Origin of the sequence: Georgenia phoenicis, assembly GCF_047302425.1 — a bacterium.
Lineage (GTDB): Bacteria > Actinomycetota > Actinomycetes > Actinomycetales > Actinomycetaceae > Oceanitalea.
The window spans coordinates 2536567-2555756 of record NZ_CP154855.1 but is presented as its reverse complement, the minus strand read 5'-3'; the positions used below and the strand labels follow the sequence as shown (position 1 = coordinate 2555756).

Sequence of the window (19190 nt, the reverse complement as noted above, 5' to 3'; positions counted from 1 at the left end):
ATGACCGAGCACCAGGCGCGGCGGATCGGCGTCATGGGCGGCACCTTCGACCCGATCCACCACGGGCACCTGGTGGCGGCGAGCGAGGTCGCCGACGTGTTCTCGCTCGACGAGGTCCTGTTCGTCCCCACCGGTGAGCCGGTGTTCAAGCAGGAGCGCGAGGTCACCCCGGCCGAGCACCGCTACCTCATGACGGTGGTCGCGACGGCGTCCAACCCGCGGTTCACCGTCTCGCGGGTGGACATCGACCGGCCCGGCCTCACCTTCACCATCGACACGCTGCGCGACCTCAAGGCCGCCTACCCCGACGCCGAGCTGTTCTTCATCACCGGCGCGGACGTGCTCCCGCAGATCCTGTCGTGGAAGGACGTCGACGAGCTGTGGAGCCTGGCCCACTTCATCGGCGTCAACCGCCCCGGCCACCACCTCGACGACACCGGGCTGCCGAGCAGCGGCGTCTCGCTCATGGAGGTGCCCGCCATGGCGATCTCCTCGACCGACTGCCGCCGTCGTGTCCGGGAGGGCATGCCGGTCTGGTACCTCGTGCCCGACGGCGTGGTCCAGTACATCCACAAGCACGGCCTGTACCGGTCGCCGGCCCTGTCCGCGCCCGGTGCGACGCCGCCGATCCGTGAAGGAGGACGAGCCGATGACTGAGGGGACGGACCGTCCAGCGGGGGAGCGCCGTCGCCGGAGGGAGGCGGAGCGGGCCGCTGCGCTCGCCGCCGAGCAGGCCAGCGCCGCCCGGCCGCTGACCCGGCGTGAGCTGCGCCGGCTGCAGGAGGAGGAGGCCGCGCGCCTCGAGGCAGCCGCCACCGGTGAGCTCCCGCTCGGCCAGCCGTCGACGACGGCGGAGCCCGCGGCGACCCCGCCGCGCCCCGACCCTGCCGCGACGACCCCGGAACCCGCGCCGCGGCCGGAGCCGACGCCGGAGCCCGAGGTGCGGCCCGACCCGACGCCGCAGCCCGCGGCAACAGCGCCGCGACCGGACCCGGGCCCCAGCTCCCGCTCGGCGGCCGTGACCGCCCCGACGCCGGTGTCCGCGCCGAGCGCGCCGTCCGCACCCGCGACGGCACCGACTCCCGTCTCCGCCCCGAGCGCCGCGTCCGCGTCGTCGAGCGCGCACGAGGAGCGGACGACGAGCCCAGCCGCGCCGTCGGCGTCCCCGAGGCCCGAGGCGCCGAGGATCCCCAGCCGCCGCTCCCTGCGCGAGCGCGACCCGCAGCCGCTCCCGGAGGAGCGCCCCCAGGAGCGCACCGCCACCGGCCGGCGGCCGGTCGTGCGCACCCCGAGCGTCGCCCAGGGCATCCGGGCTCTCGACTCCACCGGTCAGCTCACCGGCATCCAGCCCGTGGTGCGCCCCGACGCGCCCAGCCAGCAGCCCGCCACGCCCGCCGGTGATGCCACCACCGCCCCCGCGGTGTGGTCCGAGCGCTCCACCTTCCCCCTCGACGCCCCGGCCCGCGCCGCGCGCGAGGCTCTGCCGGCGCCCGAGACCGCGGACAGCCCGGAGGAGCCCGAGGAGGCGGCGCCCCTGCGGCCGCGGTGGGTCGCGATCGACACCGTCTCCGGGGCCAGCCCCGAGTCCGCGGCGTCCGTCCCGGCCAGCCGCCGCGCCCTGCGCGCCGAGGACACCGAGAAGGCCCCCGTGGACGAGCGCAACCCCGCGGTCGCCGCCATCAAGGCCGCCGTCCTCGTCGTCGTCGCCCTCATCCTCGGCGCCCTCATCTGGCTGCTCGCCACCGAGGCCTTCGACGGCTCGGCCGCCGCGGCGCCCCTGCCCACGACCATCACCACCACACACCTCGAGGAGTCCAGTGCCAGCTGACGAGAGAGCCCGCCACCTTGCCGTCGTCGCCGCCCGTGCGGCCGCGGAGAAGAAGGCCGAGGAGATCGTCGCGCTCGACGTGAGCGAGCGCCTCGTGCTCACCGACGCCTTCGTCGTCGCGTCCGGGGGCACTGACCGCCAGGTCCGCGCCATCGTCGACGCCGTCGAGGAGGCGCTCCACGGCGAGGGCGTCAAGGCGATGCGCAAGGAGGGCGTGACCGAGGCCCACTGGGTGCTGCTCGACTACGGCGACATCATCGTCCACGTCCAGCAGACCGAGGACCGTGAGTTCTACGCCCTCGAGCGACTGTGGAAGGACTGCCCGGTCATCGAGCTGCCCGCCGACCTGCACGGTCCGGCGGAGGGGGACGACGCCGGCGCGACGGCATGACCGCCGGCACCATCGTCCTGTGGCGGCACGGGCAGACCGACCACAACGCCTCCGGACGGCTCCAGGGCCAGTCCGACATCGCCCTCAACGAGGTCGGCATCGCCCAGGCCGAGGCGGCCGCCGAGCGGATCGCCGAGCTCGGGCCCACCCGGATCATCAGCTCCGACCTCCAGCGCGCGCTGCGCACCGCGGCGCCGCTGGGGGAGCGCACCGGTGTGCCGGTCGAGCCGGACCCGCGACTGCGCGAGCGCTCCTTCGGCCTCTGGGAGGGGCTGACGCACCCCGAGATCGAGGCCCGCTGGCCCGACGCCTACCGCGCGTGGCGGCAGGGGGAGGAGCCGGAGGGCATCGAGGCGGACACGCGCGTCGACGTCGGGCGCCGGGTGGCGGCCGCCCTCCTCGAAACGGCCGGTGAGGTCGCCGACGGCGGGGTGCTCGTCGTCGTCGCCCACGGGGCGGCGATCACGCTCGGGCTCACCCACCTCCTCGACCTCGACGCCGGGTCCTGGTTCGGGCTCAGCGGCCTGGACAACTGCGCCTGGGCGCTCGTCGCCCCCAACCCCGGGCGCCGGCCCGGGTGGCGGCTGACGGCGCACAACCTCACCGCCTGAGCAGTGTGGTGCGCACCACGGCCCAGCGATTGGTCAGCGGGGTCCGCGGTCGTCTAGACTCAATGACGCAGCAAGGGGCTATGGCGCAGTTGGTAGCGCGCTTCCATGGCATGGAAGAGGTCGGGGGTTCGAATCCCCCTAGCTCCACAGCAGGACCAGAGGCGCGGCACGCGGGTGCCGCGCCTCTCGTGTTTCCAGGGTGCGTATGCGTGCCACAAAAGGGGATGCACCGCCGGCCCGGCGCCGTGAAGCCGCAGGTCGAGGGGGCCGAGAAGCTCCTAAGTAGGCCCGTTGTGGCACGCTCGCCGGCCCGAACCGGCCTGCACCGACGTCGACGGCGGCACACTGGTGCCCCACCGTGCCCGTCGGGAAAGGGACCGCGATGACCGCGCAGACCGAGCTCGCCGACCGGGTCCGTGCGCTGCTGGCGGGGGAGGAGCCTGTCCGCGAGGTGGCCATGTTCGGCACGCGCTCCTTCATGGTGAGGGAGAAGCTCCTCGTCGGCGTGCTCAAGGACGGTGGCCTGCTCGTCCGCGTCGACGCCGGCCGGCACGAGGAGCTCATCACCCGCCCGGGTGCGGCGCAGGCGGTCATGGAACCGGCCCGCCGCGACATGGGACCGGGATGGGTGGAGGTCGCCGCCGACGCCGTCGCGGGCGCCGGTCTGGCGTCCTGGCTCGAGGTGGCGCTCGAGCACAACCGGGCGGTCACCGCGGCGCCCTGAGGTCCGGGACGGCGATACTGGCCCCATGCGCGTCGTCGTCCTCACCGGTGCCGGGATCTCCGCGGAGTCGGGGGTGCTCACGTTCCGTGACTCCGGAGGGCTCTGGGAGGGGCATGACGTCGAGGACGTCGCCACCCCCGAGGGCTTCGCCCGGGACCCCGAGCTCGTCCAGCGCTTCTACGACGCCCGCCGCCGCGCCGTCGCCGGCGTGGAGCCCAACCCCGCCCACCGGGCGCTCGTCACCCTCGAGGAGGCGCTCGGCGAGGACCTGCTCGTCGTCACGCAGAACGTCGACGACCTCCACGAGCGGGCGGGCTCGCGCCGGGTGGTCCACATGCACGGCGAGCTGCGCCGGGCGCTGTGCCAGGCCTGCGGCAGCCGGCCGGAGTGGGAGGCGGACCTCGTCGACCTCCCGCCCTGCCCGGTCTGCGGGCGGCGGGCGCTGCGCCCCGACGTCGTGTGGTTCGGCGAGGTGCCCTACGAGCTCGAGCGGATCGACCGCGCCGTCAGGGCCTGCGAGCTCTTCGTCGCCGTCGGCACGTCCGGGGCGGTGTACCCGGCGGCGGGCTACGTCGCGCTCGCGGCGAGCAGTGGGGCGCGGACTCTCGAGCTCAACCTCGAGCCGAGCGAGGTCTCGCGCTACTTCGACGAGGTGCGCACCGGGCCGGCGGCGCAGTTGGTGCCGCAGTGGGTCGCGGAGCTCGTCGGCTGACGAGCCGACGTGGCGGTAACTGTGCTGTCGGCGGTAACTGTACTGTCGGCGGTAAGTCAGCTGTCGGCGGTAAGTCAGCTGTCGGTGGTAGGTGGGCTGTCGGTGGGCGGGGGACCGGGCTCAGCTGAGGAGGGCGAGGACGGCGGGCATGGTGACGATGCCGACGATGATCGACACCGAGGTCATGAAGGTCGACAGCTCGACGTCGCCGCGCACCTCGGCGGTGTAGCCGGGGATCATCGCCGCGATCGGCGCGAAGTAGACCATGCACAGGACGACCTTGACCTCCGTCGGCACCGGCAGCAGCAGCCACGTGCCGAGCGCGAAGAGGACGGCGTAGCCGTAGCGCACCGTGAGGTACAGCAGCGCCTGGCGGTACTTGGCACGCGGCAGGCGCAGCTCCAGGCCGATGCCGATCATGAACATCGCGAGGAAGGTGTTGGCCGCGCCGATCGTGCCGGTGAGCTCGATGACGGGCGCCGGCAGGCTGATGTCGAGCAGGCGCAGCGGCAGCAGCACGAGGTAGGTGACGAAGATCGTCGAGCGCAGCATCGTGCGCACGAAGCCGCCCAGGCCCATCCGGGCCTCGCCCGGGGCGAGGGCCACCGCCCACGCGTAGCCCACGCCCGCGGCGGCGATCGCGTTGCCGACGTCGAAGAGCGAGGCGAGCACGAGGGCCTGCGGGCCCATGAAGCCGGCGAGGTACGGCATGGCGAAGGCGCCCATGTTGTAGCTGCCGACGTTGAGCACGCCGAAGGCCTGCGCCTCCCGCCCCCGCCGGCGACCCATGAGCATCCCGGTGCCCTGCTGGACGAGGTTGACGACCAGTCCCACGACGGCGAGCGACAGCAGCCCCCAGGTGAGGTCGAAGTCGTTGAAGCTCGTGATGATGGCGGCCGGCAGGGTGATGCGCAGGACGATCGTCGCGAGCACCGGGAAGTGGGCGACCGACAGCCAGCCGAGCCGTTTGACACCGAGGCCCAGCGCGATGATCGCCACCAGCGACAACGCCTGGACGAGGACCCCGCCCACAGATTCTCCCGTCCGGGCGGTCGCGCGCCGCCCGCGCCACCCTACGCCGGGCAGCCTCGGCTCGGACCGTGCCCCGCCAGCAAGCCGCCCAGTCCGTCGAGACCGCGCAGCGACGGTTCGCCGTCCTCGGGCGCCAGCTGCCCTTCTTCGTCGTCTTCGGCGTCATGACGATCGCCCTGGTCGTGTGGGAGGAGTACGGGCCGGGTCTGCCGGACGCCGCCCTCGTGGGCGCCGCGATCAACCTCGTCGTGACGGCGCTCGCGGCCACCGTCCCCTGGCCGGCCCTGCCCCGTTGGGCCGAAGCGGTCATCCCGCTGCTCGACATGGTCGCCGTCGTCTGCATGCTGGCCGTGGGCGCCCGCGCCTCGGTGCTGCTCATCCTGCCCGTCGTCTGGCTGGCGCAGATGGGCCGGACCGCGACGGTGATCGCCGTCGTCGCCGGAGTGCTCTCCTCCACGGGGGTGGACATCGTCGAGGCCGTGCGGGTGGGCGAGCTCTCCGTCACCCCGGACAACGCGGCGCGGATGTTCACCGTCCCTGCCGCGATCATCGCCGTCGCGGTCTCCCTGCACCTGTCCGAGCGTCGGTCGACGGCCCGGCGCCAGCTGCTCGCCGGGCAGAGCGCCCTCGTCGAGGAGCTGCTCGCCGAGACCTCGCTGGACCGCGCCCGCCTCGAGGGCGTGCTCAACACCATCGACGCGGGCGTCGCCGTGCTTGACCCGCGGGGCACCCTCGTCGTCGTCAACCGGGCGCTGCGGGATGCCAGTCGGGGAGCGCTCACCGTCGGTGCGCGCCTCGCCGACTCCGCGCCGACCCTCTTCACCCCCGAGGGCACGCCCGTGCCCGCCGCCCGCCTCGCCGCCGTCGCCACGGGCGAGCCGGTCGAGCGGCGCGTCGTGTGGTGGGAGCACGCCTCCGGCGAGCGCACCGCCCTCCGTGTCAGCACCGCGCCCCTCCTGGACGACGACGGCGAGAGCGAGGGGTCCGTCATCGCCCTGCACGACATCACCGACGAGCTGCTCGCGCTGTCCGAGCGTGACGACTTCGTCTCCTCCGTCTCCCACGAGCTGCGCACCCCGCTCACGTCGGTGACCGGCTACCTCGACCTCGCCGTCGACGACCCCGACCTGCCGCCGCACCTGCGGAGCTACCTCGAGGTCGCGGAGCGCAACGCCGGGCGGCTGCGCATCCTCATCGACAACCTCCTCCTCGCCGCCCGGACCGCGTCCGACGCCGGCTCCCGGGAGGACGTCGACCTGCGTGCCGTCGTCGAGGACGTCGTCGAGTCCCAGGCCCCGCGGGCGGCGGACCGCGACATCACCATCGACGTCTCCGCGAGCGGCGGCAGCGTCGTCAGCGCGGACGTCGGGCGGCTGACCCAGGTCGTCGACAACGTCGTGTCCAACGCGGTGAAGTACACCCACCGCGGTGGGCACGTGGGCATCGCGCTGGAGCGCGACGGCGGGAAGGTGCGTCTCGTCGTCGAGGACGACGGGCCGGGCATCGCCACGGACCACCAGGCCCGGCTCTTCACCCGCTTCTACCGGGCACCCGAGGTTCGCCACACCTCCGTCCAGGGCACCGGCCTCGGCCTGCACATCAGTCGGCAGATCGTCGAGGCCCTCGGCGGCTCGATCGCCCTCTCGTCGGAACCCGGCCGGGGGACCTGTGTCGAGGTGCTGCTTCCCGCGGCCGAGGGGGCCTGATGCTCGACCCGACCACCCTGTACTCCGTCTCGATCCTCGTCGTCTCGATCATCGCGACGATCTTCGTCGTCGAGGTCGCCAGCCGTGGCCGCTCGCCGGTCGACCTGCTGTGGACGCTGGCGCTCAGCAGCGCGGTGTGCACCGCGCTGTTCTACCTCGCGGCCTACTCCAGCGAGGCGCTGTGGTGGTTCGTCGCACTGGGCAACGCCTTCTCCGTCGTCACCACGATGGCCATGTGGAATGGTCTGCGGGCCGACGACGGACGCCGCTCGCTCCTGTGGGTCACGCTCGTCGCCGCCGCCGTGGCCGCGCTGACAACGCTCCTGGCGGGACCGGACGCGGGGGAGTGGGGCGGCGGCTGGGCGGTCCTTCTCGGCACGGCGGCTGGTGGCGTGCTCGGCGGCGTCGCCGCGCTGCGCGGCCGCCAGCGCCGGCACCGGCTCGGTGTGGTGCTGGGAGTCGTGCTCCTGCTGGTCGGCGCGTACTACCTCGTGCGCCTGGTCGTCTACCTGACCGCGGGGCCGGAGTCCCGGTCCTTCGCGGGCGCGCTCGGGACCTCGCCCACCCTGCTCGTCCTGCTCCTGCTCATCACCACCGCCGGGTACTCCATGGTCGTCATCCGCACCGACGACGTGCACGCGGCCCGAGCCAGCGTCAGCGCCTTCGACGCGCGCACCGGCCTGCGCAGCCCCACGAGCTTCCTCGCCCGCGCCCAGGACGCAGTCCGGGAGGCGCACCGGGCAGGTGACCCGCTCGCCGTCGTCGTCGTGGTCGTCGAGGGCAGGGACGACCTCACCATCGCGTTCGACCGCGACGTCGCCGAGGCGGCGCTCGCCGCCGCCGTCGACAGCGCCCGTCTGCTCGCGCCGCCGTCCGCCTCGCTCGCCGGCCGGGTGGACGAGTCCGCGGACTCCTTCGAGGTCCTCCTGCGCGGCTTCACCGGGGACGAGGCGCACGCGTGGGCGGAGAACCTGCGCCGGCACGTCATCGGCAAGCCGCTGCCGCTCGAGGGCGTGCGCCTGCGACTGCGGGTGAGCCTGGGCGTGGCCAGCGACGCGGAAGCCGGCTACGACCTCGAGGCACTGCGCGGGCTGGCCGGGCAGCGCGCGCAGCGGGCCCTGGCGGAGGGCGGCAACCGGGTGCTGGGCTGGTTCTGAGGAATCTTGAGACAGTCCTGAGGTGGGACTGAGGTGAGCGCGCGGGGTCGCTGAGGTCCGCCGTCGAAAGTGGGGTTCAGCGCCGGACAGACCGGCTCCCCGAACCCGAGAGGCACGACCATGGCCCGCTCCACCACCTCCCGCTCCGTCAGCACCACCTGGAAGGCCGCCGCGGCCGCCGGTGTCGGTGTCGTCCTCCTCGGCGCCGGCGGCGCGACCTTCGCCGAGTGGTCCGACGCCGAGGCCGCTGCGACCGACACCGAGATCACCGCCGGTGTCCTCGACCTCGCCGCCGGCGAGGGCACGTGGACCAACGTCGCCGGCGCGGACGTGACCGCCGCCGTCGCGGACGGCTCCTACCTCATCGTCCCCGGCGACGCCCTCACCTACCGCGAGACCATGACGATCGACGCGCGCGGTGACCTGCTCCGCGCGACCGTAGCCCACAACCTCACCGGCCTCAGCGGCGACGCCGAGCTCCTCGCTCACCTCGAGGCGGGCGCGACGATGTCGCTCAACGGCACGCCCGTCACCGGCACCTCCGCCCCCGTCGTCGCCGAGGACGAGACGCAGACCCTCGACGTCACCGTCACCGTCGCCTTCGACGCCGCCACCGCCGAGCTCGCCGGCCAGGGCCAGGAGGTCACCCTCGGCGGCCTCGACGTGACCCTGACGCAGGACACCGTCCCCGCCCGCTGAGCCACCCCACCACCGGAGAGGAGCACCCCGTGCCCAAGCGCCTGACCCGCGCCGCGCTCGCCGCCGCCGTGGCCGTTGTGCTCCTCTCCGGCAGCGGCACCACCCTCGCCGGGTGGAACGACGCCGAGCTCCGCGAGGGGCAGGTCGTCGGCGCGGGCGAGCTCACCGTCGACGCCGTCAGCTCGGACATCGTCGTCGTGCGGCCGGGGGTGGCCCAGCCGCTCCCCGCGAGCACCCCGCTCGTCCCCGGCGACGTCGTGCAACTCACCTCGACCGTGCGGGTCGGCGCCGCAGGCAACCTCCTCGCCGGCAGCCTCGGTCTGGAGGTCACCGGCCTGCAGGGCCTGACCCGGTCGAGCCCGCGCGTGACGACGACGCTCCCGGCCGCCAGCGACGGCCGCTGGGCCGTCGGACCCGCCGACGACGGCGCCACCGTCACCGCCGTCGTCGACCTCACCGTGCCGGCCACGGTCTCTCAGCGCACCGCCCTCGACCCCGGTGCGATCCGCTGGACCCTCACCCAGGAGATGCCATGACCACGCGGCTCACCGCCTGCCTGCTCGCGATCGCCGTCGTGCTCGGCGGCGTGCTGCTCCTGCGCCCGAGCGAGTCCACCCTCGCGGCGTGGAGCGACGAGGCCACCGTCGCGGTGCCGCAGCTGCGCACGGGCGGCGTCCAGGTGGACGTCGCCGCCGCCACCGCGACGAGCGCCACCGTCGGCATGTCGGGGGACGCGAGCGGCACCTGGCGGCCGGGCAGCGTCACCGTCACCTCGGCCGGCCGCGCCCACACCGGCGCCGAGCTCGCCGGCTCCCGCATCGAGTACCGCCTAGCGCAGGGCGGCGTCTGCGTGCCCACCGAGCCGGTCGCGTACACCGCGAGCCCCGGCGGGGCAGGCACCTCCTTCGCCGTCGCCGGTGGGCAGCCGCTCAGCGGCGCCCACACCCTGTGCCTCACCTTCGTCCCCTCCGAGCAGGCCCGTGTCCAGCTGGCAGGCCGGACCCTCTCGCTCGTCACGACAGTCGACGGCGCCGCGGCGGGCGCGTGGACCGCGACGAGCACGTGGACCGCCACGCACACGCTGCCCGCACTCCCGACCGTCTCCGCGCTGCGCTGCACGCCCGGCTGGCTCAACCAGTGGGTCACCCTCGGCTGGGACTGGGACGGCGACGCCTACTCCCAGCAGCTCGTCCGCTGGAGCCTGCAGCTCGACGACCGCGGTACCTGGCGCGACGTCGGCACCATCCCCGCCCGGGCGCGGACGACGACGATCAACCCCTACCAGTTCAGCTTCGTCAACTTCGAGAGCTACACCCTGCGCGTGGTCGCAGTCCTCAACGACGGGACGACCGTCGCGTCCGGCTCCACCGCCAAGGTCCGCGTCGAACGCATCGGCGTCGGCGCGGCGTACTGCGGCTGAGGGCGCGACCGTGACGGGGGGACTGCTGGACCGGGCCCGGCTGACCGAGCTGGTGGAGCAGGTCGGGCCGGAGGCCGCGGCCGGGACGGTCGACCACGTGCTCGCCATGATGGCGAGCCGGGTGAGCCGGCTGCGTCAGGCGGTGGCGACGGGGGAGGACCGGCGCGACGTGGCCCTCAGCCTCGCCTGCTCGGCGACGATGGTCGGCGCGCACGCGCTGGCCGAGGCGGCCACGCGCTGCCGCACGGAGAGCGGCGCGGCCGCCGAGAGGGCACTGGCCGAGGTCGAGGCCCTGGCGGGTCCGACGTGCCACGCCCTGCGCGGGGCCCGAGCCGCATTCGTCGTTGCCTCGGACAGTGGCCCCGCCGTCCCTGGGCCGGCCTGAGCCCGGCACGTCGTGGCGCGAAGCAGGCGTGTCGGGAGGCGGTGAGGCGCGAGCCGCACGGGATGATCCTCGCTGTGACCACCGAGGACCGCGCTCGCGTCCGTGAGTACTACGACCGCCTGGCCGGCGGTGAGCACGACCGCCTCGTGGCCGACATCGCCGGACGGGTCAGCCTGGAGGTGCACCGTCACTTCCTGGCCCGGTTCGTCTCCCGCGGACAGCGGGTGCTCGAGATCGGCGCCGGGCCGGGCCGGTTCACCACCGAGCTCGCCGGCCTCGGCTGCTCGGCCGTCGTCACCGACGTCTCGCCCGTGCAGCTCGAGCTCAACCGCGAGCACCTCGCCGGGACACCCGCCGAGACGGCGGTCGAACGCCGCGAGCTTCTCGACGTCTGCGACACCAGCAGGTACGCCGACGGTGAGTTCGGCGCCGTCCTCGCGTTCGGTGGCCCGCTCTCGTACGCGTTCGAGGACACGGAGGTGGCGCTGCGCGGGCTGCTCCGCATCACCCGCCCGGGCGGCACGGTCGTCGCCTCCGTCATGTCGATGCTGGGCACCTGGCGCCACCGGCTGGACGGCGTCATGCAGCTGGCCGCCGCAGTCGGGGAGGACGTCAACGACGCGGTCCTGCGCACGGGCGACCTCAGGCACGTGCCCGGTGCCGACCACGTGTGCCAGATGTTCCGTGCCCGGGAGATCGAGCGGCTCGCTGCCGCAGCAGGGGGCCGGCTCCTCGCCACGAGCGCCAGCAACTGGGCCTCGCTGGGCAACGATGACGTGCTGCGCCCCGTGGAGGCCGACCCGGGCCGCTGGTCGCGCTTCCTGCAGCACGAGATCGACGCCTGCGCCGAGCTCGGCGCCGCGGACGGCGGTACGCACATCCTCTTCGCCCTCACACGCGCCCGCTGATCCAAGCCGCAGTCCGACGTTCCCTGCCGACGCCCGAGTACCAACCGTTGGTACCATGCACCATGGCCCGAAACACGTCGATCAGCCTGGACGACCACTTCCTGGACTTCCTGTCCCGAGAGGTCTCCTCCGGCCGCTACAGGTCGGCCAGCGAGGTCGTCCGCGCCGGCCTCCGGCTGCTGGAGGACCAGGAGACGCGGCTGGCCGCACTGCGCAGCGCCCTCGTCGAGGGTGAGGACAGCGGTGTACCCGAACCCTTCGACTTCGACGACTTCATCGCGGCGAAGAAGGGGTGAACCGGTACCGGCTCGCCCCGGCTGCGCAGCGTGATCTCTCGTCGATCTGGGACTTCACCCAGGAGCGGTGGGACGTCCGTCAGGCCGAGGTGTACATCGCGGAGATCAGGGCCGCGATCGAACGCGTCGCCGACAACCCTCAGCGCGGGCGCGCCTGCGACGAGATCCGCCAGGGGTACCGCCGCTACGGCATCGGCAGCCACCTGCTCTTCTACGTCGAGAGTGCCGAAGGTGTGGACGTGATCCGGATCCTGCACCAGCGGATGGACCCGAGCGGGCACCTCTGATCGGCGCTGGCCTGGCCCTTCACGCCGCGAAGCCGGCCAAAGCCCTGCGGATGACCTCGGACTGCGAGATGTGCTCGCGCTCGGCGATGGCGTCGACGGCCGCAAGCTCCTCGGTAGTGAGGCGCACGGCAACGACCTGCATGGGCTCAGCGCCACGCCCAGGACGACCCCGACCGCGACGTCTCATCTCCTCGACGTCGTACCCGGCCTCAGCCTCCTGAGCCCACTGCTGGATCTCCTCCTCGCTCACCATGGCCAAAAACGTATGACGATAAGGAGCTCGCGGGAAGGACTCCGACCGGGGCGATGCGCCGTGGGCGCGCCACATGGTGAGGCGGCCGGAACGCCGCTTCGTCGGCTCAGCGGGCGCTGAGCGCCAGCCGGTAACCCACCCCGCGCACCGTCTCGACGTAGCGCGGGCTCGTGGCATCGTCGCCGAGCTTGCGCCGCAGGTTCGCCACGTGGACCTCCACCGAGCGGCGGTCCGCGTCGGTGACCTCCGCGCCGGTGTCGTAGCCCTCGGACCACAGCACCCCGGCCAGCTGCGACTTGGTCAGTACGCGCCGCGGGTTGGAGAGCAGAGCGGTGAGGATGTCGAACTCGCTGCGGGTCAGCTCCAGCGGCTCCCCGGCCCGCTCGACGACGCGCGCGTCCCGGTCCAGGCGCAGATCGCCGTGGGCAAGCAGGGCGCCATTCTCGGCAGCGGGCGCGGCGGGCGCCTCCGCCGCGGGCTCCGTCGCCGCCACGCTGCGCGGACGTCGCAGCAGCGCCTCGATGCGGGCCCGGATCTCGCGCGGCCGGAAGGGTTTGGTCACGTAGTCGTCCGCGCCCGCCTCGAGCCCGAGCAGGGTGTCGATCTCGTCGGCGCGGCCGGTGAGCATGAGGATGTAGGTGTCGGAGAAGGCGCGGATGCGCCGCGCGACCTCGAAGCCGTCGAAGTCGGGCAGCGAGATGTCGAGGGTCGTGATGACGGGCCGCAGCTCGCGGACCGCGTCGACGCCGGCCTGCCCGGTGGGCGCCGTCGTCACCTCGAAGCCGGCCTGCCCCAGGGTGACCTCGAGGAGGAACCTGATGTCGGCGTCGTCCTCGATCACCACTGCCGTACCGCGGCCGCCCGTGTCCGTCACGGGCACGACTGTAGCGAAGTGCCCTCGGCCTCGCCGGGCGTAGCGTGCCTTGCCACGATGGCCCCATGAGCACCTTCCACAAGACCGACGAGCCGGTGACGCTCCGCTTCGAGGCGGCGGGCCTGCGGTGGCTGGCCGGGGCCACCGACGACGGCGGGGCACCCGTCGTCGACATCCTCGCGGAGGGGGAGGGCTGGCTCGACCTCGTCCACCTGCCCTCCGCCGAGCCGACGGCGCAGGCCGCCGCGGCCTTCGGGCGCGGACTGGCCCGCACCCACGCCGCCGGGGCGCCGTCCCTGGGCTGCACCCCGCCCGGCTGGCAGGGGCCGGTGCCGCGCAGCTCGGGGACGATGCCGCTCCATCCCCACGACGCCGAGCCGCCCTTCACCCGCTGGGGCGAGTTCTACGCGGAGTACCAGATCCGCCCCTACGTGCCGCGGGCGCTGGCCAACGGCTCCATCGACGACGACGGCGCCCGCGTCCTCGAGCGCGTCGCCGACCGGCTTGCCTCGGGCGACCTCGACCACGCCCAGCCGGCCCTCGTCGGTGACGGGCCGGCCCGCCTCCACGGCGACCTGTGGGGCGGCAACGTCGTGTGGACCGACCGGGGCAGGGGAGTCGAGGGTGTGCTCATCGACCCCGCCGCCCACGGCGGGCACGCCGAGACGGACCTCGCGGCGCTCGCGCTCTTCGGCGTCGACCGCCTGGCCGACATCCTCGCCGGCTACCAGGAGGTCTCCCCGCTCGCCGACGGGTGGCAGGAGCGGGTGGGGCTGCACCAGCTGACCATGCTCGTCATGCACGCCGTCATCTTCGGCGGCCACTACGGGCCGCGGACCGTCGAGGTGGCCCGCCGCTACGCGAGGTCTTGACGGACCGGTTGCACGTCACTAACGTACAACCATATGGTTGTACATGACGTGCTGGACGACGCGGCGACCGACCGGGTGTTCCGGGCGCTCGCTGACGCCACCCGGCGCGACATCGTCCGGCGCACCCTCGTCGAGGGGGCGACCGTGACGGAGCTGGCCGCCGACTACGACATGTCGTTCGCGGCCGTGCAGAAGCACGTCGCCGTCCTGGAGGGAGCCGGTCTGGTGACCAAGCACCCCCAGGGCCGCGAGCGCCTCGTGCGCGGCAATCCCGACACGATCAGGCGGGCCCAGCTCCTGCTCGACCAGTACGAGCAGCTCTGGCGCGGACGGGTCACCCGGCTCGACGCGCTCCTCACCGAAGACGAGTGAACGCCAGAAAGGCAGTGCCATGCCTGTCACCACCGTCGAGAAGGACCTCGACGCCCTCACGATGACCGTCGTCGCCGACTTCCCCGTGCCGGTCCACCGGCTGTGGGACGCGTACGTCGACCCCCGCCAGATCGAGAAGTTCTGGGGGCCGCCCGGCTGGCCGGCCACCTTCGCCCGCCACGACGTCGCCGTCGGTGGCCGATCTGACTACTGGATGACCGGCCCCGACGGGGAGCGCTCGTACGGGTACTGGGAGTTCCTCGCCGTCGACCCCGGGCGCTCCTTCGAGGTCCGCGACGGCTTCGCCGAGCCCGACGGCACGCCCACGGCGGGGCTCCCGGCCACCCGCATGGTCTTCACCTTCGAGGAGGCCGGGGCCGGCTCGCGCCTGACGACCCAGACCTCCTTCGCCTCCCTCGACGAGCTCGAGAAGCTGCTCTCCATGGGCATGGAGGAGGGCATGACCGCGGCGATGAGCCAGGTGGACGCCGTCGTCGCCGACCTCGCCTCCTTCGCCGCGGACCTGCCCGCCGCCGCCCAGCTCCTCGACGACACCCGGGTGCGCGTCAGCCGCCTCATCCGCGGCCCGGTCCAGACCGTGTGGGACGCCCACCACGACCCCGCGCTGCTGCGCCGCTGGATGCTCGGCCCCGACGGCTGGACCATGCCGGTGTGCGAGGTGCCGAGCGCCGTCGGCGACACCTTCCGCAACGAGTGGGAGGAGGAGGGTGGCGGGGGCCGCTTCGGCTTCACCGGCGAGCTCCTCGAGTCCGCGCCCCCGTACCGCGAGGTGACGACCGAGCGGATGATCGGCACCGAGGGCCCGAGCACGGTCAACGAGCTCACCCTCACGCCCGTCGACGGCGGCACTCTCCTCACCCTCGTCATCACCTACCCCGACGCCGCGACCCGCGACGAGATCCTCGGCACCGGGATGGTCGACGGCATGGAGACGAGCTACGCCCGCCTCGAGTCCGAGGTGCTCACCCCGGCCTGAGGGCCGGCCTGGTCCGTGCGCCCGCCATGAGCGGGCGCACGGATTTCCGTGGCGCGAGGGCCAGGAGTTCGGCTACCCTCTCTCCATGAGTTCGGGCACCCGAAACCTTGTGGCGGTCGCGTCGGGCCTCATGCTGCTCGCGGCCTGCGCAGGCCCCGCGGACGGCACCGACGACGGCCGCGTGTCCGTCACCGTGACGACGACGCACGCGGCAGATCTTCTGCGCACCGTCGGGGGACCGCACGTCGAGGTCACCGCCCTCATGGGCCCGGGCGTCGACCCGCACCTCTACCGCGCCAGCCAGGGGGACGTACATGCCCTAGTCGAGGCGGACCTCGTCGTCTACCACGGGCTGTTCCTCGAGGGCCGGATGGAGGAGGTGCTCGAGGCTGGTGCCCTGGAGCGGGTGCTCGCGCTCACCGACGCGCTGCCCGAGGACGCGCTCCTCGCCTCCTCCGACTACGCGGACCAGTACGACCCTCACGTGTGGTTCGACCCCGAGCTGTGGGTCCACGTCGTCGACCCCGTGGTCGAGGAGCTGAGCGAGATCGCCCCCGAGCACGCCGCGGACTTCGCCGCTGGCGGGCGCGAGTACGTCGAGGACGTGCTCGCCGCCCACGCCGAGGCGAGCGCGCTGCTCGCCACCGTGCCCCCGCGCAGCCGCGTCCTCGTCACCTCCCACGACGCCTTCGGCTACCTCGGCCGCGCCTACGGCCTCGAGGTCCGCGGTGTCCAGGGCCTGTCCACCGAGGACGAGGCGGGCGTCGCCGACGTCCGCGACCTCGTCGACCTCCTCGTCGAGCGGCAGGTGCCCGCCCTGTTCACCGAGTCCAGCGTCTCCCCGGCGAGCATCGAGGCCGTCCGGGAGGCCGCCGCCGACCGCGGCTGGGAGGTCCACGTCCCCGAGGAGGGCCTGTACTCCGACGCCCTCGGCGAGCCCGGCAGCCCCACCGGCACCTACGCCGGGATGCTCCGCGCCAACGCCGCGACCATCGCGACCGCCCTGGGAGGGTCATGACCGCGCCGCTGTCCGTCCACGGTCTCACCGCCGCGTACCGCGAGGAGCCGGTGCTGTGGGACGTGTCCTTCTCCGTGCCCGAGGGCCGGCTCGTCGGCGTCGTAGGCCCCAACGGCGCGGGCAAGACGACGCTCCTCAAGATCGCCATGGGGCTCGTGCGGCCCGTTGCCGGCGCCGTCGAGATCTTCGGCCAGCCCCTCGATCGCGTCCGCCGGAAGGTCGGTTACGTCCCCCAGCGGGGGAGCGTGGACTGGGACTTCCCGACGAACGCGCGCGACGTCGTCGAGATGGGCACCTACGGACGCCTGGGCTGGCTGCGCCGCCCCGGCCGGGCGGAGCGCGAGACGGCCGAGCGCTGCCTCGAGCGGGTCGGCATGCTCGAGCTCGCCGACCGGCAGATCGCGGAGCTGTCCGGCGGACAGCAGCAACGCGTCTTCCTCGCCCGCGCGCTTGCCCAGGACGCCCGGCTCTACCTCGCCGACGAGCCCTTCGTCGGCGTCGACTACCTCACCGAGCGCGTCGTCGTCGACCTCCTGCGCGAGCTGCGCGACGAGGGCCGCACCGTCGTCGTCGTCCACCACGATCTCGCGACCGTCGCCGACTACTTCGACACCGTCGTCCTCCTCAACCGCGAGCTCGTCGCCGCCGGCCCGACGGCGGAGGTCTTCACCGCCGAGAACATCGCCCGCACCTACGGCGGCGCGGCCCGCCGGGCGGAGGAGATGGGCAGCCGTGGCTGAGCTCGTCGACCTCCTGGGCGACTACACGCTGCGCACCGTCGCGCTCGGCGCCGCCGTCCTCGGGCTGCTCGGCGGCACGCTCGGCACCTTCGCGGTCCTGCGCCGCCAGAGCCTGCTCAGCGACGCTCTCGCCCACGCCACCCTGCCCGGCGTTGTCATCGGCTTCCTCCTCACCGGCACGACCTCCGGCTCCGGGCTCCTCCTCGGTGCGGCGGCGACGGCGGCGCTCGCGGCCGGGCTCGTCCTCGTCGTCGTCCAGCGCACCCGTGTCAAGCAGGACGCCGCGCTCGCCCTCGTCCTGTCGGTGTTCTTCGGGGCGGGCACGGTGCTCCTCACCTACGTCGCGGGCACCGGCGCGTCCGGGCAGTCGGGGCTCGACCGCTTCGTCCTCGGGCAGGCGGCCAGCCTCGTCGCCGCGGACGTGCGCCTCATGGCGGCGGCGACGGCGGTGTGCCTGGCCGTCGTCGCCCTCACCTACAAGGAGCTCAAGCTCGTCGCCTTCGACCCCGCCTTCGCCCGGGCGGTGGGCCTGCCGGTGCGCCGGGTGGAGGCGCTGCTCACCGGCCTGCTCGTCGTCGCGATCGTCCTCGGCATCCAGACCGTCGGGGTCGTGCTCGTCGCCGCGCTCCTCATCACCCCCGCCGCGGCGGCCCGGCAGTGGACCGACCGGCTCGCCGTCATGGTCGTCCTCGCGGCGCTCGTCGGGGCGGCGAGCGGCGCGTCCGGGGCCGTGCTCAGCGCGACGACGACGGACCTGCCCACCGGCCCGCTCGTCGTCCTCGTCGCGACGGCGGTCTTCCTCCTCTCGCTGCCGGCCCGGCACCTGCGCTCGCGCCGGGCCGCCCACCGAGCCACCGTGGGGGAGCCGGCATGAACGTCGACCTCGTCATCATCGTCACCGGGCTCCTCGTCGTCGTGCCGTGCGCGCTGCTCGGCTGCTTCCTCCTGCTGCGCCGCAGCGTCATGGTCGGCGACGCGATCTCCCACGCGGCGCTGCCGGGCATCGTCCTCGCCTTCGTCCTCACCGGCTCGCTCGGCCCGCTCGCGGCGGTCGCCGGGGCTGCCGTGCTCGGGCTCGTCACCGTCGTCCTCGTCGACGCCCTCGAGCGAGGCGGCCGGGTCCGCGGCGACGCGGCCATCGGCATCGTCTTCACCGGCCTCTTCGCCCTCGGGGTGCTGCTCGTCGCCCGCTTCGGCAGCGACGTCCACCTCGACGTCGAGCACGTCCTGTACGGCGAGATCGCCTTCGCCCCGCTCCACGTCCTCGAGATCGGTGGCCTCGACCTCGGCCCACGCTCGTGGTGGACCACCGGGATCGTCGCCGTCGTCGTCGTCACCGTCGTCGCGCTGCTCCACAAGGAGCTCAAGGTGACGACCTTCGACCCCGCGCTCGCCGCCTCCGTCGGCCTGTCCCCGCGGCTGGTCCACCACGTCCTCATGACGCTCGTGTCCGTCACGGTCGTCGCCGCCTTCGACTCCGTCGGCGCGATCCTCGTCGTCGCCCTCCTCGCCGGCCCGGCCGCGACCGCCTACCTCGTCACCGACCGGCTCGGGGCCATGCTGACGACGGCGCTCGCGGTCGGCGCCGTCGCCGTCCTCGGCGGGTACGGGCTGGCGGTGGTCGGGGACCTGTCCATCGCGGGGATGGTCGCCTGCGTCATCGGCGCCCTCTTCCTTTTCGCGCTGCTCGCCGCACCGCGCCACGGCCTCGTCGGGGCGACCCTCCTGCGGCGGCGCCGGCGCCAGGACCTGCGCCGGCGGCTCGTCGCCCACGCCCGCAGCACGCTCGGCGAGGGAGCGACGACGGCGCAGCTCGCCGCCCGGCTGCAGTGGCCCGTCTCGCAGGTCGAAGGCGCCGCCGCTCGGATAGACTGAGGCGATACAGGGTCTGCAGCGCTTCCGGGGTGG

Annotated in this window: 25 protein-coding genes and 1 tRNA gene; 23 read left to right on the top strand and 3 right to left on the bottom strand. The window is 73.8% G+C overall.

The window, feature by feature from the left end; all coding sequences use genetic code 11:
• The 7 genes from nadD to AA0005_RS12140 all read left to right on the top strand — a co-directional run bounded on the left by nadD (position 1) and on the right by AA0005_RS12140 (position 4266).
• Positions 1-657 carry a nicotinate-nucleotide adenylyltransferase gene (gene nadD, locus AA0005_RS12170; protein WP_413450440.1) on the top strand — a complete coding sequence of 219 codons (657 nt, stop codon included), beginning with the start codon at positions 1-3 and terminating at the stop codon, positions 655-657.
• Positions 650-1828, top strand: coding sequence for a hypothetical protein (locus AA0005_RS12165; RefSeq protein ID WP_413450439.1), 1179 nt, complete (start codon positions 650-652; stop codon positions 1826-1828). Before nadD ends, AA0005_RS12165 begins: the two co-directional genes overlap by 8 nt.
• On the top strand, positions 1818-2219 hold the full coding sequence (rsfS, locus tag AA0005_RS12160; RefSeq protein ID WP_413450438.1) for a ribosome silencing factor: 402 nt from the start codon (positions 1818-1820) through the stop codon (positions 2217-2219). The genes AA0005_RS12165 and rsfS overlap by 11 nt, the downstream gene beginning before the upstream one ends.
• Positions 2216-2830, top strand: a complete 615-nt coding sequence (locus AA0005_RS12155) for a histidine phosphatase family protein (protein ID WP_413450437.1) — start codon at positions 2216-2218, stop codon at positions 2828-2830. Before rsfS ends, AA0005_RS12155 begins: the two co-directional genes overlap by 4 nt.
• 74 nt (positions 2831-2904) lie before the next feature.
• Positions 2905-2977: transfer RNA gene (locus tag AA0005_RS12150), tRNA-Ala, on the top strand.
• 235 nt (positions 2978-3212) lie between these two features.
• Positions 3213-3554: a TfoX/Sxy family protein gene (locus AA0005_RS12145; RefSeq protein ID WP_413450436.1), complete on the top strand. Its 342-nt coding sequence runs from the start codon at positions 3213-3215 to the stop codon at positions 3552-3554.
• A gap of 25 nt (positions 3555-3579) precedes the next feature.
• Complete coding sequence (locus AA0005_RS12140) at positions 3580-4266, top strand: NAD-dependent deacylase (RefSeq protein WP_413450435.1); 687 nt, start codon at positions 3580-3582, stop codon at positions 4264-4266.
• 120 nt (positions 4267-4386) lie between these two features.
• Here the strand turns inward: AA0005_RS12140 and AA0005_RS12135 are convergent, their stop codons facing one another.
• The gene (locus AA0005_RS12135) at positions 4387-5298 is read right to left on the bottom strand and encodes an AEC family transporter (RefSeq protein WP_413450434.1); all 912 of its coding nucleotides are present in this window, start codon (positions 5296-5298) and stop codon (positions 4387-4389) included.
• Between the two features lie 68 nt (positions 5299-5366).
• Here AA0005_RS12135 and AA0005_RS12130 point away from each other — a divergent pair, with 68 nt between their 5' ends.
• The 9 genes from AA0005_RS12130 to AA0005_RS12090 all read left to right on the top strand — a co-directional run bounded on the left by AA0005_RS12130 (position 5367) and on the right by AA0005_RS12090 (position 12156).
• The gene (locus AA0005_RS12130; protein ID WP_413450433.1) at positions 5367-7004 is read left to right on the top strand and encodes a sensor histidine kinase; all 1638 of its coding nucleotides are present in this window, start codon (positions 5367-5369) and stop codon (positions 7002-7004) included.
• Positions 7004-8161, top strand: a complete 1158-nt coding sequence (locus AA0005_RS12125; RefSeq protein WP_413450432.1) for a hypothetical protein — start codon at positions 7004-7006, stop codon at positions 8159-8161. Before AA0005_RS12130 ends, AA0005_RS12125 begins: the two co-directional genes overlap by 1 nt.
• Before the next feature lie 120 nt (positions 8162-8281).
• Positions 8282-8860 carry an alternate-type signal peptide domain-containing protein gene (locus AA0005_RS12120; protein WP_413450431.1) on the top strand — a complete coding sequence of 193 codons (579 nt, stop codon included), beginning with the start codon at positions 8282-8284 and terminating at the stop codon, positions 8858-8860.
• Between the two features lie 29 nt (positions 8861-8889).
• A complete protein-coding gene (locus AA0005_RS12115) occupies positions 8890-9396 on the top strand; it encodes an alternate-type signal peptide domain-containing protein (RefSeq protein WP_413450430.1) in 507 nt (168 codons plus the stop codon).
• A complete protein-coding gene (locus AA0005_RS12110; RefSeq protein WP_413450429.1) occupies positions 9393-10280 on the top strand; it encodes a hypothetical protein in 888 nt (295 codons plus the stop codon). Before AA0005_RS12115 ends, AA0005_RS12110 begins: the two co-directional genes overlap by 4 nt.
• A 10-nt stretch (positions 10281-10290) precedes the next feature.
• Positions 10291-10665 (top strand): hypothetical protein, encoded by a 375-nt coding sequence (locus AA0005_RS12105; protein WP_413450428.1) that lies wholly within the window; start codon positions 10291-10293, stop codon positions 10663-10665.
• A 74-nt stretch (positions 10666-10739) separates the two neighbouring features.
• Complete coding sequence (locus tag AA0005_RS12100) at positions 10740-11573, top strand: class I SAM-dependent methyltransferase (protein ID WP_413450427.1); 834 nt, start codon at positions 10740-10742, stop codon at positions 11571-11573.
• A gap of 62 nt (positions 11574-11635) precedes the next feature.
• Positions 11636-11869 carry a type II toxin-antitoxin system ParD family antitoxin gene (locus AA0005_RS12095; protein WP_413450426.1) on the top strand — a complete coding sequence of 78 codons (234 nt, stop codon included), beginning with the start codon at positions 11636-11638 and terminating at the stop codon, positions 11867-11869.
• Positions 11866-12156 (top strand): type II toxin-antitoxin system RelE/ParE family toxin, encoded by a 291-nt coding sequence (locus tag AA0005_RS12090; protein ID WP_413450425.1) that lies wholly within the window; start codon positions 11866-11868, stop codon positions 12154-12156. Before AA0005_RS12095 ends, AA0005_RS12090 begins: the two co-directional genes overlap by 4 nt.
• A gap of 19 nt (positions 12157-12175) precedes the next feature.
• Here the strand turns inward: AA0005_RS12090 and AA0005_RS12085 are convergent, their stop codons facing one another.
• Positions 12176-12409 (bottom strand): ribbon-helix-helix protein, CopG family, encoded by a 234-nt coding sequence (locus AA0005_RS12085; protein ID WP_413450424.1) that lies wholly within the window; start codon positions 12407-12409, stop codon positions 12176-12178.
• A gap of 106 nt (positions 12410-12515) precedes the next feature.
• Entirely contained in the window at positions 12516-13283 is a 768-nt protein-coding gene (locus AA0005_RS12080) for a response regulator transcription factor (RefSeq protein ID WP_413450423.1), read from the bottom strand.
• Between the two features lie 65 nt (positions 13284-13348).
• Here AA0005_RS12080 and AA0005_RS12075 point away from each other — a divergent pair, with 65 nt between their 5' ends.
• The 7 genes from AA0005_RS12075 (at position 13349) to AA0005_RS12045 (ending at position 19157) form a co-directional block, all read left to right on the top strand.
• Entirely contained in the window at positions 13349-14155 is an 807-nt protein-coding gene (locus AA0005_RS12075) for a fructosamine kinase family protein (protein ID WP_413450422.1), read from the top strand.
• Positions 14156-14188: 33 nt separating this feature from the next.
• Positions 14189-14527 carry an ArsR/SmtB family transcription factor gene (locus tag AA0005_RS12070; RefSeq protein WP_413450421.1) on the top strand — a complete coding sequence of 113 codons (339 nt, stop codon included), beginning with the start codon at positions 14189-14191 and terminating at the stop codon, positions 14525-14527.
• 19 nt (positions 14528-14546) lie between these two features.
• Positions 14547-15524, top strand: coding sequence for an SRPBCC family protein (locus tag AA0005_RS12065; RefSeq protein WP_413450420.1), 978 nt, complete (start codon positions 14547-14549; stop codon positions 15522-15524).
• Positions 15525-15609: 85 nt separating this feature from the next.
• Positions 15610-16542 carry a metal ABC transporter solute-binding protein, Zn/Mn family gene (locus AA0005_RS12060; protein WP_413450419.1) on the top strand — a complete coding sequence of 311 codons (933 nt, stop codon included), beginning with the start codon at positions 15610-15612 and terminating at the stop codon, positions 16540-16542.
• Positions 16539-17282 (top strand): metal ABC transporter ATP-binding protein, encoded by a 744-nt coding sequence (locus AA0005_RS12055; RefSeq protein ID WP_413450418.1) that lies wholly within the window; start codon positions 16539-16541, stop codon positions 17280-17282. The genes AA0005_RS12060 and AA0005_RS12055 overlap by 4 nt, the downstream gene beginning before the upstream one ends.
• Positions 17275-18156 (top strand): metal ABC transporter permease, encoded by an 882-nt coding sequence (locus AA0005_RS12050; protein WP_413450417.1) that lies wholly within the window; start codon positions 17275-17277, stop codon positions 18154-18156. Before AA0005_RS12055 ends, AA0005_RS12050 begins: the two co-directional genes overlap by 8 nt.
• Positions 18153-19157, top strand: coding sequence for a metal ABC transporter permease (locus AA0005_RS12045; protein WP_413450416.1), 1005 nt, complete (start codon positions 18153-18155; stop codon positions 19155-19157). Before AA0005_RS12050 ends, AA0005_RS12045 begins: the two co-directional genes overlap by 4 nt.
• The last annotated feature ends 33 nt before the right edge of the window (positions 19158-19190 follow it).